Source organism: Paenibacillus sophorae (genome assembly GCF_018966525.1).
Taxonomy (GTDB): domain Bacteria; phylum Bacillota; class Bacilli; order Paenibacillales; family Paenibacillaceae; genus Paenibacillus_AQ; species Paenibacillus_AQ sophorae.
The window spans coordinates 5,624,623-5,640,826 of the sequence record NZ_CP076607.1; the positions used below are offsets into that span (position 1 = coordinate 5,624,623).

At 53.5% G+C, this 16,204-nt stretch carries 17 protein-coding genes; 3 read left to right on the forward strand and 14 right to left on the reverse strand.

The genetic code is table 11. The annotated features are described in order from the left end of the window. The first annotated feature begins 37 nt into the window (after positions 1-37). Positions 38-238, forward strand: a complete 201-nt coding sequence (locus KP014_RS27310; protein WP_036590604.1) for a hypothetical protein — start codon at positions 38-40, stop codon at positions 236-238. Positions 239-325: 87 nt separating this feature from the next. On the opposite strand, the gene KP014_RS27315 is transcribed toward KP014_RS27310, so the two are convergent. The 11 genes from KP014_RS27315 to KP014_RS27365 form a co-directional block, all read right to left on the reverse strand. Next, positions 326-562 (reverse strand): glutaredoxin family protein, encoded by a 237-nt coding sequence (locus KP014_RS27315; RefSeq protein ID WP_036590607.1) that lies wholly within the window; start codon positions 560-562, stop codon positions 326-328. Between the two features lie 62 nt (positions 563-624). Further along, positions 625-1,566, reverse strand: a complete 942-nt coding sequence (gene trxB / locus KP014_RS27320) for a thioredoxin-disulfide reductase (RefSeq protein WP_036590610.1) — start codon at positions 1,564-1,566, stop codon at positions 625-627. A gap of 175 nt (positions 1,567-1,741) precedes the next feature. Next, positions 1,742-3,793, reverse strand: a complete 2,052-nt coding sequence (locus tag KP014_RS27325) for a heavy metal translocating P-type ATPase (protein WP_036590613.1) — start codon at positions 3,791-3,793, stop codon at positions 1,742-1,744. Positions 3,794-4,358: 565 nt separating this feature from the next. Further along, positions 4,359-5,330 carry a hypothetical protein gene (locus tag KP014_RS27330; protein WP_090834473.1) on the reverse strand — a complete coding sequence of 324 codons (972 nt, stop codon included), beginning with the start codon at positions 5,328-5,330 and terminating at the stop codon, positions 4,359-4,361. 315 nt (positions 5,331-5,645) lie between these two features. Next, positions 5,646-6,953 (reverse strand): homocysteine synthase, encoded by a 1,308-nt coding sequence (locus tag KP014_RS27335; protein ID WP_090834474.1) that lies wholly within the window; start codon positions 6,951-6,953, stop codon positions 5,646-5,648. Positions 6,954-7,155: 202 nt separating this feature from the next. Then, positions 7,156-7,833 (reverse strand): deoxyribose-phosphate aldolase, encoded by a 678-nt coding sequence (deoC, locus tag KP014_RS27340; protein WP_036605015.1) that lies wholly within the window; start codon positions 7,831-7,833, stop codon positions 7,156-7,158. Between the two features lie 235 nt (positions 7,834-8,068). Further along, the gene (locus KP014_RS27345) at positions 8,069-8,899 is read right to left on the reverse strand and encodes a prohibitin family protein (protein WP_051500701.1); all 831 of its coding nucleotides are present in this window, start codon (positions 8,897-8,899) and stop codon (positions 8,069-8,071) included. 168 nt (positions 8,900-9,067) lie between these two features. Continuing rightward, positions 9,068-9,238: a hypothetical protein gene (locus KP014_RS27350; RefSeq protein WP_175491906.1), complete on the reverse strand. Its 171-nt coding sequence runs from the start codon at positions 9,236-9,238 to the stop codon at positions 9,068-9,070. A 28-nt stretch (positions 9,239-9,266) separates the two neighbouring features. Continuing rightward, entirely contained in the window at positions 9,267-9,515 is a 249-nt protein-coding gene (locus KP014_RS27355) for an HPr family phosphocarrier protein (RefSeq protein WP_036605011.1), read from the reverse strand. Between the two features lie 157 nt (positions 9,516-9,672). Then, positions 9,673-10,752 carry a bifunctional 3-deoxy-7-phosphoheptulonate synthase/chorismate mutase gene (locus KP014_RS27360; RefSeq protein WP_036605009.1) on the reverse strand — a complete coding sequence of 360 codons (1,080 nt, stop codon included), beginning with the start codon at positions 10,750-10,752 and terminating at the stop codon, positions 9,673-9,675. Positions 10,753-11,023: 271 nt separating this feature from the next. Next, on the reverse strand, positions 11,024-11,257 hold the full coding sequence (locus tag KP014_RS27365; protein WP_036605007.1) for a hypothetical protein: 234 nt from the start codon (positions 11,255-11,257) through the stop codon (positions 11,024-11,026). Positions 11,258-11,280: 23 nt separating this feature from the next. On the opposite strand from KP014_RS27365, the gene KP014_RS27370 reads away from it, so the two are divergent. Beyond that, positions 11,281-11,913, forward strand: a complete 633-nt coding sequence (locus KP014_RS27370; RefSeq protein ID WP_036605005.1) for a LysE family translocator — start codon at positions 11,281-11,283, stop codon at positions 11,911-11,913. Between the two features lie 29 nt (positions 11,914-11,942). Here the strand turns inward: KP014_RS27370 and KP014_RS27375 are convergent, their stop codons facing one another. Continuing rightward, complete coding sequence (locus tag KP014_RS27375) at positions 11,943-13,379, reverse strand: amino acid permease (protein WP_090834496.1); 1,437 nt, start codon at positions 13,377-13,379, stop codon at positions 11,943-11,945. A gap of 159 nt (positions 13,380-13,538) precedes the next feature. Here KP014_RS27375 and KP014_RS27380 point away from each other — a divergent pair, with 159 nt between their 5' ends. After that, entirely contained in the window at positions 13,539-14,171 is a 633-nt protein-coding gene (locus tag KP014_RS27380) for a GGDEF domain-containing protein (protein ID WP_036595073.1), read from the forward strand. A 320-nt stretch (positions 14,172-14,491) separates the two neighbouring features. Here KP014_RS27380 and KP014_RS27385 read toward each other — a convergent pair whose 3' ends face one another. Both KP014_RS27385 and KP014_RS27390 read right to left on the reverse strand, forming a co-directional pair. Then, complete coding sequence (locus KP014_RS27385) at positions 14,492-14,854, reverse strand: Na-translocating system protein MpsC family protein (RefSeq protein WP_051500038.1); 363 nt, start codon at positions 14,852-14,854, stop codon at positions 14,492-14,494. 226 nt (positions 14,855-15,080) lie between these two features. Next, entirely contained in the window at positions 15,081-16,154 is a 1,074-nt protein-coding gene (locus KP014_RS27390; protein WP_036595070.1) for an ABC transporter substrate-binding protein, read from the reverse strand. Positions 16,155-16,204 lie beyond the last annotated feature (50 nt).

Here is a 16,204-nt window from a genome sequence, read left to right on the forward strand (position 1 = left end):
CAGTGCTTATATCGAACGAAAAATGGAGTGAGCCTTCATGACCTATGTGGATACTTCCGATGTTTCGGCCCGGATGTTCATCACCGTACTGCTGTTTCTGCTCATCATCGCACCTATGATCAGTCTCGGCGTGCTGCGTATGTTCCAGTCCAGAAAAAAGGCGGGTCTCATGCTAATCGGCGGCGGTATCGCCGTGTACGCGGTATTTCAGATCGCAATGTCCCTCATACCGGCCTAGCCGCACTTCGTCTCCCGCTTCACCTCCAATACAAAAAGGACGCCTCCGCTCCCGGAGACGCCCTTTCCTTTGACCAATAGCTGTATATTACTGCGCAGCCGCCAATATCTTGTCGAACTGCGTTTTGTTCATGCCGACGATTTTATGTTCGCCGATCACGGTAATCGGAACAGCGCGCATGCCCATATCCCATACCTGCTGCGCGAACTCTTCGTTCTGCTCAATGTTGCGCTCCTCGAAAGAAACTCCCTTCTCATTCAAAAAGCTCTTGACCTGACGGCAGTGCGGACAGTTGGTCGATGTATATACCACAACATTTTCCATAGTTGATTCCCTCCTAGTAATTTTTGCTTAATATTATACCACCTGCGGCGTTTCGATGAAACTTACAGCACTACCGCGCTATGCTCCAGGCTCTCAATGTATTTCTCAGCGTCCATTGCTGCCTTGCAGCCGCTTCCTGCCGCCGTAATCGCCTGTCTGTACCGGGTATCCTGAACATCGCCGCAGGCGAATACGCCCGGAATGTTCGTCTCGGAAGTGCCCGGATTCGTTACGATATAACCGCTGGCATCGATGGTAATCTGACCGCCGAGGAAAGCCGTATTCGGGTGATGGCCGATCGCCACGAACACGCCGTTTGCTTCAATTACTTCTTCTTCGCCGGTCTCGTTGTTCAGCACCTTCAGCCCGGTAACGCCGTTATCGCCCGCGATCACTTCAAGCGGTGTACGGTTCAGCGCCCATTCCACTTTCGCGTTGTCGCGCACCCGATCCTGCATAATCTTGGAAGCGCGCAGTTCATCCCGGCGATGCACCAGTGTCACCTTCGAGGCGAAGCGGGTCAGGAAGCCGGCTTCCTCCAGCGCCGAATCCCCGCCGCCCACAACGATAATCTCCTTGTTCCGGAAGAAAAAGCCGTCGCAGGTCGCGCAGGTGCTGACGCCCCGGCCCACATTATCCTGCTCTCCCGGAATGCCCAGATACTTCGCTGTAGCTCCGGTGGAAATGATCAGCGTATCGGTCTCAAGCGTGCCCATATCTTCAACGTTCAGCTTGAACGGACGCTCTCCCAGCTCCACGCTGTTCACCCAGCCGGTAACGAATTTCGCTCCAAAACGCTCCGCCTGCGCGCGCATATTGTCCATCAGCTCCGAACCCAGGATTCCTTCCGGGAATCCCGGGAAGTTCTCGATCTCCGTGGTCGTGGTAAGCTGGCCTCCCGGCTGCGGGCCTTCAATAACCAGCGGATTCATATTGGCCCGGGCCAAATAGATAGCGGCAGTCAGACCCGCAGGTCCGGTACCGACAATAATGGATTTATACATCATAATATCCTCCTCGTAATGGACTGAACATATGTGAAATCTTAATTAGAATTATTCTAAAGTAATTTCATTATGCTCGACTAGGATGAAAATGTCAATATGCCAGACTCCATAGTTCGAGGACTATTTTGTGAACAATTTAATTTTTAAAAACTTTTAGTAAAATGCGTTCCGATCATCGCAGCAGCCGTAATCCGTTCAGAATCACGAGAATAGTGCTGCCTTCATGGCCGACGACGCCGAAGGGGAGTGCGATTCCCTTAATAAAATTGCTTAAGATGAGCACTGCAATGACGCTTACGGCAAAAATCATATTCTGCTTCACAATCCGCTGGCAGCGGCGGGCGAGCGAAATGGTCGAAGCAATCTCCCCGATATTGTCGTTCATCAGCACCACATCGGCGACTTCAAGCGCCGCGCCGCTGCCCTTCATGCCCATTCCCATGCCTACCGTCGCCTGCGCGAGCGCGGGCGCATCGTTGACGCCATCGCCGACCATGATCGTATGGCCGTACTGCTCCCGCAGCGAGGCGATATGCTTCACTTTGTCTTCCGGGAGCAGGTCGGAAAAGACGAGATCTACCCCCGTCTTCGCACCGATGGCCTGCGCCGTGGCTGCCCGGTCCCCGGTCAGCATCGCCACCTTAATGCCCAGCTCCTGCAGCTTCCGCACCGCGTCCTCTGCCTCCGGGCGCACCGTATCCTGAAGAGCGATCATGCCCGCCACTATATCTCCGTCTAGAATAACGGATACGGTCTTGCCGTCTTTTTCCAGGCTTGTGCGCTGTTCTCTCCAGAACGCCAGATTCTCGCCGCGCAGTGCTGCCGGTGCGCCGTCTGTCATGCTGCTGTCAGACCCGGCTCCGTCAGCGTTGGCGGTTTCCGCTGCTGTCTCCGCGCCATGAGCCGGAAATTTGCCATCATCCAAAATATTGGATTTGCCGATCCTCCACAGCTTGCCGTTCACCCTGCCTTCCACTCCCCAGCCGGTCAAGGAACGGGAATCCTGCACACTCCACAGCTCCAGGCATTCGTCTTCGGCTTTGCGGACAATCGCTTCGGCCAGCGGATGACGCGACATACTCTCAATCGAGGCACTCACCGTCAGCAGCTCAAGCCGGTTATGTCCTTCGCCAGCGATGAAATCGGTGACCTCCGGCGTCCCTGCCGTCAAGGTTCCCGTCTTGTCAAAGGCGACGACGGCGGTGCGCGCCATATTTTCCAGATGCGCTCCGCCCTTGAACAGAATGCCTTTGCGCGCGCTCTTGGAAATCGCGGACAGCATCGCGGGCATGATGGACGATACCAGGGCGCATGGAGAGGCGACAACGAGGAAGACCATCGCTTTATAGAACGTAGCGCCCCAAGACCAGCCCAGCGCAAATGGAGGCAGGAAAACGAGAAGCAGCGTCAGGACGACCACAGCCCGGGCATAAATCGCCTCGAACCGCTTGATAAAGCGCTGGGATTCCGGAACCTCGGCTTCAGCGTCCTCCACCATTTTGACGATTTTGGCAAACAGCGAGTTCTCTGCTGATTTCGTCACCTCAATGTACAGGGCGCCTTCACCGTTCAGCGTACCCGCGAATACTTCATCCCCGTAAACCTTCTCCACCGGCACCGATTCGCCGGTAATCGAGGCCTGATCGACCGACGATTCCCCCCGGTACACGGTTCCGTCGGCGGGAATCAGCTCGCCTGGACGCACCAGCAGCAGATCGCCGATGGTCAGCTCGTCGATCGCCACCTCATTCATGGCTCCCTTGTCGATGCGCAGCGCCGTCGCCGGCTTGAGCGCCATCAGTGAAGAGATGTCCTTGCGGCTGCGGTCCATCGTATAGCTCTCCAGCGCTCCGCTGAGCGCAAAAATAAAGATCAGCATCGCTCCTTCGTTCCAATAGCCGATTGACGCCGCGCCAAGCGCCGCCGCGATCATGAGCAGGTTGACATCAAGATCATGTTCCTTGACGAGTGTCTCCACTCCCTCTTTGGCTTTGATCCACCCTCCGACCGTATACGCGGCAGCATAGACGACGACCGACAGCACCGGCAGCCAGCCGCTTAGTCCCCAGGCCAGAAGCATAAGCAGCCCGCTTCCAAGCGCAGCCTGCATTTCCGTGTTTTGAATCATTTCTTTCGGATCGAACTTTCTTCCTTTGGGCGCTCCGGGTTTTTGGGCTTGCCCCTCATATGAAGAGATATGCGGCAGTTGTTTCGTAGCTTGCATAGCAGACACCTTCCTAAAAGTTTGATGTTGGATCAGGTCCATGCGGACTGTTCTAAGACTTAATTTGAACTTCATCCCCAGCTGATAATGAAAGCCATTCTTAGAGCCCTTAAAATGACACATGCTGCCCCGGCTACGCCGGGACAGCATGATAAATGAGAATGAAATTCATTGTTTTATTAGTACAAAATGTTTTCCTTAGTGCAACATATAATTATAATATACCCCCATCCGCCGATTGTAAACCGGTAGACAAGCTTAATTTTTAACAAATTTTGGTGATCCGTGTTCTGTCTCGCTCCCGTCTGTCGATAACCCCCCCATCTGCATAACGTATGCTGCGCGCTATGAAGCCTGTTTTTTGGGGACGGCCATTATGGGGGGCCGTACCTACATATAATACAAAGAGGGAGCGCCGATATGCAGCGCTCCCTCTTTATTATTCCGGTGATTACCGGACATACTTCCCTGCCCGCTTGAGCAATCGGCTTCGTCTCAAATTTCCCGTTTGCAGCGAATCAGCGTCTGGATCAAGTAACCGTAAAACCGCGTTTCTCTTGTGCCGTTACAGCCAGCCTGTAGCCGGGTCCGCGCTTTCGTGGCGGTCCATCCAGACCAGGCAGGCCGCCCGAAGCAGAGCCTCCGTCCGGTGTTCGGCGCCGCAAAAGATCCCGTTCAGGCCGATCCGGTACAGATCAGCCAGCGCGGCCGCCGCCGAACCGCCAGCGGCGAGCACGACCGCCGCCGGCTTCACGCCCCGCACGGCGGCGAGAATGCCCTCCGCCGCGTAGACCAGGTCCGCGGCGGCGCTTTCCTCCGGCGCGGACCCGTCCGCTGCGCCGTCCAGCACGAGGAAATCGGCGATGCGCACGATTTCCTCAGCGGCGGCGGGACTGATACCGGGGGCGATCAGCGCCCCGATATGGCACGCCGCCGCGAAGCGGTGGCCGAGAGTCTGTTCGGCCACCGTCTCGATGAATTCGCGCGCAGCAGCGAATTCATGCGCGCTGGCGGGATGGGGCGCCAGCAGATCCAGGCGGCAGTCGCCGCCCTCGCGCTGCCGCTCCGCCAGCGCGTTAAAAAGCGCTTCCAATAATATGTCCTGAAGCTCGGCCAGCCGATCAGGGCGGGAGTCAAGCTCCGGAACGGCCGGCAGGCTGACCGCGGCCCACTCTCCGTCCGCCGATCCCAGCAGCGCGGCCGATTCGTCGCGCAGCCGGTAATAAATCCGGCGCAGCGCCAGATCCGCCTCCTGTCCATCCCCGGATGCAAGCCAGGCGGCAAAGAGCGGGTCCGCCTGTTTCAGCCAGTCTTCACTTCTGACCAGGCAAGGTCCAGCCGCAGTGGTGCCCGGTTCGCGGACAGACAGACGGTTCTCGCGGCCTTCCGGCAGCACTAGAAAAGCCGGACGCAACACTCGGGAAGAACCAAGCAGATACAGGCTTTCCGTATCTGCCGGTTTTTCCGCCGCCGTTCCGGATGAAAACGGATATTCTCTGCCAGTCCTTACGTTATCCTGCCCAAGTTTATCCCTCATCTTCGCACCCACCTTTTTCGGTTATGAGTTGCCGCCGGACGCTTCCTGCTCATACTTCCCGCCGGTTGTTATTTTACGGCCTCTCTAATGCATACGGAGGCGGGTCATGAAATATGCGGGTACGGGCTTCCCTTTATACAAGAGAATGCTTCCCTCCTCAGCAGCTTCCTCCCGGCTCCCAAGCCGGAAAGAACTCAAGGGCGGCGCGGACGCGCCATGCCGGGCAGTAACATCCGCGCCGTACGCGCTTAACGATTGCCGGATGTTGAAGATATAGCCCGGCTGTATGACAGCCGGGCGGTTAAGAGACGGACCTTATGAGCCAACGGTTACTCCCTGGCTGGCCGCAATCGCCTGCCGCAAATCATCCAGTATATCGGCGATTGCTTCCGTACCGATCGACAGGCGGATCAGCTCGGGCGTCACACCCGCGGACAGCTGCTCATCTTCCGACAGCTGCTGATGGGTTGTGCTGGCCGGATGAATGATCAGCGACTTGGAATCACCGACATTCGCCAGATGCGAGAACAGCTTCACATTCTCGATCACCTTGCGGCCCGCCTCGCTTCCTCCCTTGATGCCAAAGGTCAGGATCGCTCCCTGGCCTTTCGGCAAATACTTCTGCGCGAGCTCGTAGGATGGATGGCTCGGCAGTCCCGGATAGCTTACCCATTCCACGTCTTCATGGGCTTCCAGGAATTCCGCCACCTTCTGGGCGTTCTGGCTGTGGCGCTCCACCCGCAGATGCAGCGTCTCAAGCCCCTGCAGCAGCAGCCAGGAGTTAAACGGCGAGATCGACGCTCCAATATCGCGGAGCAGTTGAACACGGGCCTTGATAATGTAGGCGATCGGTCCTAGGGCGTCGGCATAGACCAGACCGTGGTAGCTTGGATCCGGCTCCGTCAGGCCCGGAAACTTGCCGCTGGCCTTCCAGTCGAATTTGCCTCCGTCCACAATCACTCCGCCGATAGAGGTGCCGTGGCCCCCAATGAATTTGGTAGCCGAATGGACGACGATGTCGGCTCCGTGCTCAATCGGGCGGAGCAGATAGGGGCTCGGAAACGTATTGTCAACAATAAGCGGGATACCATGCTCATGCGCGATAGCGGCCACCGCTTCAATGTCCAGCACGTCGCCCCGCGGATTGCCGATCGTTTCCGCAAACAGCGCTTTGGTCTTCTCGGTGATGGCGCTGCGGAAATTCTCCGGATTATCCGAGTCTACGAAATTGACTTTAATGCCCAGCTTAGGCAGTGTAGTGGAGAAGAGATTGTATGTGCCCCCGTACAGGCTTGCCGAGGATACAATTTCATCTCCGGCTCCGGCAATATTTAGAATAGAGAAGGAAATAGCCGACGCGCCAGAAGCTGTCGCCAGCGCAGCTGCCCCGCTTTCCAGCGCAGCAATCCGCTGCTCGAACACATCGGTCGTCGGATTCGTCAGACGCGTGTAAATGTTCCCAAACTCTTTCAATCCGAACAGATTGGCCGCATGCTCCGCATCCCTGAATCCGTAAGAAGTAGTCTGATAAAGCGGAACGGCGCGGGCGAACGTAGTTGGATCGATTTGCTGCCCGGCATGGACGGCGAGCGTTTCAAACGACAGATTGGCTTGTTCTGACATAGTTATTTCCTCCCTAATTTCAATTTGAAAAAAATGGTTAGAGGTAAGAGCTGCACCTATTCTCTCACAAAGAATGTCATTTGAAAAGACTTATTCTTATTATTCCACTAAGAATTATCAGAAAGAATGAAAAAACTCAAAAAAAGCTGCAGCCGAAGTGGTTTCCCGCTTCAGCCGCAGCTTGTTTTGTCCGAAATGTCGTTTAATAACCGGAAATATTCTGCTCTCCTTTGGCAATCGCTACACCGCCGCTGGTGCCGATCCGCGTTGCGCCCGCGCCGACCATAACCAGAGCGTCTTCCACGCTGCGTACGCCGCCGGAGGCTTTGACGCCGATGTCTGGTCCTACTATACTGCGCATTAACGCAATATCTTCTTTGGTTGCCCCGCCGGTAGAAAACCCTGTCGATGTCTTCACATAATCGGCCCCGGCTTCCACAGCCAGCTTGCAGGCCCGGATCTTCTCTTCTTCCGTAAGCAGGCTAGTCTCAATAATGACCTTGGTCAGCGCCTTCCCGCGCGCCTCTTCCACCACGGCGGCGATATCGCGTTTCACCAGCTCGTCGTTACCGTCCTTTAGAGCGCCGATGTTGATGACCATATCAACCTCTTCCGCGCCGTTTCGGATAGCGTTCACCGTTTCAAAAGCCTTTGTCTCCGGCGTCGTAGCGCCCAGCGGAAAGCCGATTACCGTGCATACCTTTACCTCTGGCGTGTCCCTTAACACCTCATAGGCAACGGAAACCCATGCAGGGTTGACGCATACGGAGGCGAATTTATAGCTTTTGGCTTCTTCCGCCAGTTTTACAATGTCTTCTTTTCGAGCATCCGCTTTCAGCAGCGTATGATCGATCATTCGGGTCAGATTGATTTCGCTCATTCGCACGTTCCTCCAAAATAAATAGTGACTTCTTGCACTTCTATTAATCATACCAATTGGGCACCTTTTTGCAAAGCGGACAGCCTTCAAAGGTCCTACGAATGGACATTTTATCCTATATCAGCCGATCACAATAGTAACAGTAAAAGAACCTCCAAATCAGATCGCTCTGTTGGAGGTTCATTTTTTATGATTCACACATATGGTTCAACACGCGCCGGTGATAAGGTTCGGCTTATTTAGCGGCCAGAGAATTGATGTCGATAAAAGGAGTCGCGCCTCCGGTAACGGTCGGCAGCTTCCCATCCCATTTATCCAGCGCCTTCTCCTGAACCTCGATCTGCTTCAGCTGTACTAGCTCGGGCGTCACTTCCTGCTTCTTCAGCCTGAGCGACTGGGCTTCCGCCTGCGCCTGCGCGATCTTTTGCTTCGCCTCGATTTCGATCCGCTTCAGATCGTTCTCTGCTTTCAGCGCCTGCTGCTGGGCTACCTGCTTCGCTTCAATCGAATCGTTAAACGCTTCGGAGAATTTGAAATTTACAATATTAATATCATTTACGATCAAATCGTATTTGGCAAGCCGGTTCTTCAAATGCTCGCTGATCTCGCCGGCGACAACGTCGCGGCGGGTAATCAGATCCTCCGCAGGATATCTCGCCGTAACTTCCTTGACTATTTCCTGGATAGCGGGATTAATGATGACTGAATCGAAGCTTCCGCCGATATTGTTCATCAGGTTGTACGCCGACTCCTTGTTCACGGAAAAGTTAACCGCTACATGCGTGGATACGGGCTGAAGATCTTTCGACGAAGCCGATGTGTCGGTTTCCGCCTTGGTCACCTGCGTGTTGACCTGGATGATGGACTGGATGAAGGGTATTTTAAAATGGATGCCCGGCGACAATACATTGTCGTTCAGCTTTCCGAACGTCTTGTACAGCCCCACATGTCCGTATTCCACCGATGAAAATGCATTTCCCCCGATCAGCAGCACGAGGAGTATTGCAGCAACCGTGCTGATAATCCTTCCGGAACGAAACGACCTTTGTTTTGGATTGATCTCCATATTCACAAACATTCCCCCTAAATATTTTGCGGGAAGCCCTTGCCGGGATATTGTGCCCTACAACTCAAAGTCATTCTGACCCAGCCTCTGCCGGCCTTCCGCTATACAAAGTATACGCCCGATCCGCGTAATAGGTCGCAAGCCCGCAAGAAAAAACGGCGCGGGCATTTAAAAAACGAAGCCGTTTGTCACAATTACGGTTCGGCGGCCCCGGCTCCAATCCGTGAATGCAAAAAAGCGCAAGCTCATGGGCTGTATAGACCATGAGCTTGCGCTTTCCAGTTCATTGAGCACGGCCAGCCCAACTCCCTGTTTTTCACCAAACAGCTTCTCAGCCATTTCTCCCGCCTTTCGGGACGGCGCCGATTTAGCGGGGATCCATAATCTCACACATAAAGTCCAGTGCTTCTTCTTCATCCTTGCCTTTTGTGCGGATGGTGATGACAAAGCCTTTTTTGAGCGGATACAGCATCATTCCCAGCAAGCTTTTCACATCGATGACCGCATCCGGCTTAAGCAGAATAATCTCGGAAAGGTAGCTTCCCGCTTTCATGGATATGCACTTGAGGTCATCGGAGGAAAAGTCGCGGGCCAGAGTAATATCGTGCACACGCATAAAGAGGTCCCTCCCAAGGTTGTTACCCCAAATTTTAGCACCGGGCGCAGCAGCTTGAAAGGGAGTCCGGCCTATTAATCATGACAAAATCGGGACATTCCTGCATCCGTCGGCTTCGGGTGCGTATAAGACAGCCCCAGTACGCTTTTACGGGCGATTATTGGCGGTACAATCCCGACGCCTTCACTTCGTCGAAGAATGTGTTGAACTCATCAATGTTAAGCTGCTGCGCCGCGTCGGACAGCGCCGTCGCCGGATCGGGATGAACCTCGACCATAATGCCGTCGGCTCCCGCCGCAAGCGCAGCCTTCGCGCATGGAATGAGAATATCCTTGCGGCCGGTGGAATGAGTCACGTCTACCAGAACCGGCAGATGGCTCTCCTGCTTCAGAATCGGCACGGCGGAAATATCCAGCGTGTTGCGTGTCCATTTCTCGTAGGTGCGGATGCCGCGCTCAATCAGCATGACCTGAGTATTGCCGCGAGACATAATATACTCCGCCGCATGCAGGAACTCCTCCATCGTCGCCGCAAGTCCGCGCTTCAGCAGCACCGGCTTGTTCACCTCGCCGGCAGCCTTGAGCAGCTCAAAGTTCTGCATGTTGCGCGCGCCGATCTGAATAATATCGACATAGTCGAGCGACGGCTCGATATGCGCCGGGTCCACGATTTCACTGATCGTCAGAAGGCCGTATTCATCCGCGGCTTCGCGCAGAATACGCAGTCCGTCCATGCCGAGTCCTTGGAAATCATAAGGCGAAGTGCGGGGCTTGAACGCACCGCCACGCATTACACGCACACCCGCTTTTTGCAGCGCTGCGGCTACCGCACGGGTCTGCTTCTCGCTCTCGATCGAGCAGGGACCGGCCACCATCAACGAAGCGTTGCCGCCCACCACAACGTCTCCAGGAAGGAGGATAACGGTGTCTTCCTTACGGGTCTTGCGGCTGACCAGCAGGCTCTTCTTGTGCTCGGCGCTTTGCAGGTCAAGCGATGCCTTGAAGATCTGCTTGAACAGCGTGCGAATCGTGCTTTCGGTGAATGGTCCTTTGTTTTCGGCAACGAGCTTCTCGAGCATCTTCTTTTCCCGTTCGGGATCGAATTTCGGCACTCCCTGCTTCTCCTTGACAGCCCCGATATCACGGACAATCGCCGCCCGCTCCGAAATAAGCGCAAGCAGTTCGCTGTTGATCTCATCCAACCGGTTTCTTAATTGTTCTAATTCCGCATTGCTCATAATGTGTTACACTCCCTCTTCTCTGTTATAACAACGTAAAAAAGGCTCTCCGTCAAGGGACGAGGAGCCGTGGTACCACCCTTATTTAGAGCTGTTCCTGAGACGCGCAAGCAAGCTGCGCAAGAATCAACTCTGTCTTAAACCCTGTAACGCGGGGCGCGGGCTTCCCTACCCATACCCTGTAAAGGGCACTTCAGGAACCGACTACGAAGTGAACTTCAGCGACAGTCGTCTCAGAGGCAGCTCTCAGTCTTCGGCATGCCTTCCCTGTTCAGATCCGGAATTTGCGCTTACTCTCTTCGTCAATGTCTTTGCGGTATAACCAAATCCGGCCTGCAGCCGGTTTATGAAAAAGATGCAGTCCCTGAAAGGACAGCACGGTTACTTCTTCTGGTATCTTAATGGATATTATTCCTTGTTGCAAGAGTTTTTGTTCAAATCCTGTTTTTCCAAAAAAATGTAGTACCTGTCCATCGCACTGAATACGATAAAATATACCATCCATTCGGCTGACGAGGAGACGTGACCGTGGAAATCTTTATCGGCTACATTATTCTTGGTCTATCGCTTTCCGCCCCTATAGGGCCCATAAACGCCGCACAATTGGACAAAGGCATACGCAGCGGCTTCTGGCACGCCTGGTTTGTCGGGCTTGGCGCCATCTGCGCGGATATTCTATATATGCTGCTTGTCTATTTAGGCGTCATTCATCTGCTGGATTCCCCTTATATCAAGACTTTCCTTTGGCTGTTCGGCTTTCTTGTGCTGACCTACACCGGCATTGAGAGCATAAAAGATGCCGGGCATGTTTCATTTTCCGGATCAAGACGTGAAGATAATCGGCTCAGTAAATCTTTGCTGTCCGGATTTTTGATGTCGCTGTTCAATCCGCTGTCGATTCTATTCTGGCTGGGTATTTACGGTTCCGTATTGGCCAAGGCTGCTGAAGAATATCCAACGCAGCAGCTGCTTCTTTACAGCAGCGGCATTGTTCTGGGGATTCTTCTATGGGACATCAGCATGGCCGGCGCCGCCAGCTTTTTCCGGAAACTCTTGACGAATCGTGTATTAAAATGTCTGTCCGTATTATCCGGACTGTCGCTGGTCGGCTTCGGTCTTTACTTTGGCTTGGAAGCGGCCCGGCTCCTCTTTCTCCACTAAAGCCGCACAGGTCCGGTGCAGCCGCATATTTAAGACCGCGATTTACGCAGACGGATCGCCTTAATCCAAAAGCCGCCGCTCAAACTTCCGTGCAGGGGAACATCGACAGGCGTCTGCGGTTCATTCATTTCCCCCGGCTTACCGCTCCGGCCTTTACGCACATGCTGGACAACCGCATCGCACCCGGCAATCAGCGCCACAAGCAGCAGGCTGATGAATAACCCGGGCCGGCTCTCATGATGAAATATCGTCCCGGCCGCCGCAGCGAATATCAATATCAGCCCGCACCAGCGTTTGACGCCGCTGAGCTTGGCGGGCTGCAGCAGCTTGGCGGAAGACAGCAAAATAAACACCCAGTTATAAAGCAGCATCAGACCAGCGGCCGTGGTGATATATTCATATACTTTTCCTGGCATCAAGAGAGACATAACTATGGTCGCCGCAAGACCTGCCGCGATCAGCCCGAGCGCAGGCAGCGGATATTTGCCTTTCAGCTTTCGCGAGAACACCCCTGGAGCATCGCCTTCCTGCGCAAGCGTGATGATCATGGATGTTACGGCATACAGCGAAGCGGTCATCGTCGAGAAGCCGGCAACAATCAGCACCCCGTTAAAGATATGGGGAACAAAAGCCAGATGGTCGCTGCTTAAAGCCAGCACAAACGGGCTCTCTTTCGAGTTGAATTTAGAATGCGGCACCATCGTGACGGCCAGGGCGATCGACAAGGCATACACCACTGCCAGGGTCAGCAGCATGATCTTACCCGCTTTGGGAGCTTCTTCCGGCTTGCGGAGCCGGTAAGACATGATGCCGAGCACCTCAATGCCTCCATACGCGTAAAAGGCAAAAATAAATGACGACCACAGCCCCATTCTGCCGCTCGGGAAAATCTCAGCAGCCGTCAGCGGCAGGTTCGGCTTATACCGCCCGCCGTCGATCCAACCCGCAAGAAGTCCTACAGCAATAATCAGAAACATGAGTATCGCTGCGATTTTGATGACGGCAAGCACATTCTCAACCTTGTCAAACCCTTTGTTCCCAAAAAAGACGATAATCAGACTGAGCAAACCGAAACCGGCGGCGAATATCCACATCGGAACAGACGGAAACCAGAACCGCGAGAAGATGGACAAGGCCGTAAGCTGGCTGCCCATAATAAGCAGTTCGGAGCATAAGTAAACATATCCGCTTCCGAATCCCGCCCATCCGCCGAACGCCTTCTGGGCATATGAACGGAATGAGCCCTGCTCCGGGTGATCCGCCGTCATCCGCGCCAGTGCGTCAAAGACAACATAGGTTCCGGCTGCGGCCAGAAGGTAAGCGATCAGTACAGACGGTCCTCCGATCATAATCGCCAGGCCAGACCCTAAAAAATAGCCCGTTCCGATCGTTCCCGCGACTCCCAGCAAAGACAACTGCCACCACTTGAGCTTCCCGATGTCTTTCGAAGCCGATTGTTTTTCCATATTTTTTTCCTCGCTTGAAGTAATTTTCATGCTTTTTATATCATGCCTTCATTGCTTTTTTTCATGTACAATTTATTAATATTTACAACTAATAATTCGATAAACAGTATGATATACTTGCTAAAATAGGTCTATCAGCCTACTTATGAGGTGTTTTATATGAAATATACAGGAAGGATTCTGGCCATCAGCATTTATCTTGTGCTGCACAGCCTCTATCTCCTTTACTACGTCCTTAGCGGCAGAGACATCACAATGCCGGACTGGTTAGGGTACCCCCTATTTACGGTGATATGCTATTGGGCGGGTCTTCAATACGACCGGGCCATTTTTAATTCCGAGAGAGATCCTTTGACCGGACTCTTGAACCGAAGAAATACGGATGTCCGAATCGCGAAAATGATGGCAGCCGCAGACCGCACCCGGCATAAAGTGTTTGTCCTCGCCATCGACTGCGATAATTTCAAGTGGATCAATGATACGCTGACTCATGAGACCGGAGACACCGTGCTTATTGAAATCAGCAAGATTCTGCTGCTGGAGAGGGGCAAGCGTACCATTGCCATCCGCTGGGGAGGAGATGAGTTTCTGTTGTGCGGACTGTGTTCCAGCCCATCCGAGGTGGAAGAGATCAAGCTCCGGATCAAGAATAGCATCGCCCGCCTGTCAGGCAAGATGAATCTGCCCGTCAATATCTCCATTGGCTCCGCCCTGTATCCGGACGACGACAACACCGTGTCCGTGCTGATTACGCTCGCCGACCGCAATATGTACGACCAGAAAAAGTCGTAGGGATTACACTTTATACTGCGGGTGTCCCAGCAGCCATGAAAGTGACTGCTGGGACACCTTTTGCTATCGGCTTCAAGAAGCAGGACGGAAGGCAGCTTTTTTTTGAATAGATGATGCATCAGCGCCATATTCAGCGGATTATCTTCCACATACAGAACCTTCTGAATATGTTCTCCCATTCGCCAACCCTCCTGGTAACTGTCCCACCATATCATGATTGCCGCAAAAATGAAAAAGCCGAAGAAAGGGATGCTTCCCCCTTCCTTCGGCTTATGTTCGGCTCATTTGCATGTCCGACCCACTTCCGCCTTAACCATATATTAGTTGAACGTATATGCGATGACGCTCTTATCTTTATCAAAATCCCAGTCCACGTAGATATCAGCCAATTCTTTGCCAAGCAAAGGCGCGATGGTGGTCGTCTCCAAATAACGCTTCTCCATCTTCCGTTTGGTCGTCTTAAGCGTATTCTCGTAGCCCAGCTCAATCAATTCTTTCTCCAGCGGGATCATTATGCCTTCGCGCTTGATAATCAGCATTCGCGGATTTATCCACCAGGAAACCGTAAAATCAGGAAACCTCTGAACTTTACTGCTTACCTCATTAATCTGGTTATGGACTTCATCCTGCTTAGCATATTCATCAGTGAAAGCTTCACCACCTTTGATCAGAGCCACAATCATTCCTTGGTAGCCCTGGGGGAGGTGCCTGCTGAAAAAAACGGTTCGCTAACTTCGTATATTATCTTCTGCGCACTTCGTATATAAAAAATGCACTTGATTTCCAGCCCCCACAAAAGAAAAGACCGGAATTCCCGGCCTCTTCCTTTTTTCTATCTTGCCCGCATTCGCTCATTTTCATTTTCCCCGAAACTGTCCGGTGAAGCGTTATTCGAGCTGCCAGCCGTATTCATTTCAACTGCCAATCGCTGATTTTGAAATCTTTTTTGGCCAGCTTTTCTTCCACTAGAAAGTTCTTGGTCCCTTCCAGCAGCGCAAGTCCGTCATCCGAAAAGGCCGTATCCTTCAAATCGCTAATTGGGTTTGCTTGCTTGGCAATTTCCGGCGTCGTATCCCCAATCTCGGCCAGGAACTGGTAATATTCGTCCTCATGCTGCTTCAAATCGGCCAACGCCTTCTCGCGCGCCTCATTCCAGACTTTCGCGAAATCTGGAAACTTCGCCAGATAATCTTCCGATACAACGGTCACGCTGGAGCCTAGCAGATTCGGATGCTTGGAGGAATCATCCAGGAGAGGATAACCGGCAGCAATCTGCTTCAGTGCCAGAACACCATTGTTGGTCGTTGCGTCGATATCTCCGCGCGCGAGGGCGGCAGTGGCGTCGGGAATGAGCATATGCACAAGCTTGTAGTCCGTGACACCCTCTTCTTTCAGCAGTCCTACCAGGTAACGGTGCATGAATGAACCCTTCTGCGTCGCAATGGTTTTGCCCTCAAGATCCTTCACCGTCTTTGGACCATCCTTTTTGGCAATCAGGTAACCGACGGTATGGGCCGACCCTTGGCCGATAATACGGGTCTTGGCGCCGCCTGCATAAGCAATAATCGCGGGGGTGTCTCCAAGGGAACCGAAATCGAGCCGGCCGCTAATCAGCGATTCTGTCTGGTCGGGACCGTTCGGGAAGCTGGTCAGCTTCACTTCCGTAACACCGTATTTCTTAAGTTCTTCCTGAATAATCCCCTTATAGAAACCCCAGCCCTCCGCCCCGCCGGGCAAATTCAGCTTGTTGGCCCCGATGAAGCCGTAATTCAAAACTGCCGGAACGCTGCTCTTTGCCGCATTCCCGCTGTCTGTCGCCGATGCCGTATCCGTTCCTCCCGCAGCCGAGGAACTATTGCCGCCCGAATTCCCGCTGTTTCCGCAGGCTGAAATGATCAGCATAACCATGACCACACTTGCAATAAGCGCCAGCCGCATAGCTTTAGCGCCGACCCCTTGAAGCTCTCTATAAACCTTTGACATCCCGATTTCTCCCCTCGAGTTAAACATTTGCTTATTATGATGCCGGGCCG

Coding starts and splice junctions, on each gene's coding strand:
- deoC (WP_036605015.1), bottom strand. CDS start 7,833: ATGAGCGAAATCAATCTGACCCGAATGATCGATCATACGCTGCTGAAA.
- KP014_RS27345 (WP_051500701.1), bottom strand. CDS start 8,899: ATGGAGATCAATCCAAAACAAAGGTCGTTTCGTTCCGGAAGGATTATC.
- KP014_RS27330 (WP_090834473.1), bottom strand. CDS start 5,330: ATGAGGGATAAACTTGGGCAGGATAACGTAAGGACTGGCAGAGAATAT.
- KP014_RS27315 (WP_036590607.1), bottom strand. CDS start 562: ATGGAAAATGTTGTGGTATATACATCGACCAACTGTCCGCACTGCCGT.
- KP014_RS27390 (WP_036595070.1), bottom strand. CDS start 16,154: ATGTCAAAGGTTTATAGAGAGCTTCAAGGGGTCGGCGCTAAAGCTATG.
- KP014_RS27375 (WP_090834496.1), bottom strand. CDS start 13,379: ATGGAAAAACAATCGGCTTCGAAAGACATCGGGAAGCTCAAGTGGTGG.
- KP014_RS27380 (WP_036595073.1), top strand. CDS start 13,539: ATGAAATATACAGGAAGGATTCTGGCCATCAGCATTTATCTTGTGCTG.
- KP014_RS27385 (WP_051500038.1), bottom strand. CDS start 14,854: ATGATTGTGGCTCTGATCAAAGGTGGTGAAGCTTTCACTGATGAATAT.
- KP014_RS27355 (WP_036605011.1), bottom strand. CDS start 9,515: ATGCGTGTGCACGATATTACTCTGGCCCGCGACTTTTCCTCCGATGAC.
- KP014_RS27335 (WP_090834474.1), bottom strand. CDS start 6,953: ATGTCAGAACAAGCCAATCTGTCGTTTGAAACGCTCGCCGTCCATGCC.
- KP014_RS27350 (WP_175491906.1), bottom strand. CDS start 9,238: ATGGCTGAGAAGCTGTTTGGTGAAAAACAGGGAGTTGGGCTGGCCGTG.
- KP014_RS27325 (WP_036590613.1), bottom strand. CDS start 3,793: ATGCAAGCTACGAAACAACTGCCGCATATCTCTTCATATGAGGGGCAA.
- KP014_RS27360 (WP_036605009.1), bottom strand. CDS start 10,752: ATGAGCAATGCGGAATTAGAACAATTAAGAAACCGGTTGGATGAGATC.
- KP014_RS27310 (WP_036590604.1), top strand. CDS start 38: ATGACCTATGTGGATACTTCCGATGTTTCGGCCCGGATGTTCATCACC.
- trxB (WP_036590610.1), bottom strand. CDS start 1,566: ATGTATAAATCCATTATTGTCGGTACCGGACCTGCGGGTCTGACTGCC.
- KP014_RS27365 (WP_036605007.1), bottom strand. CDS start 11,257: ATGGATGGTATATTTTATCGTATTCAGTGCGATGGACAGGTACTACAT.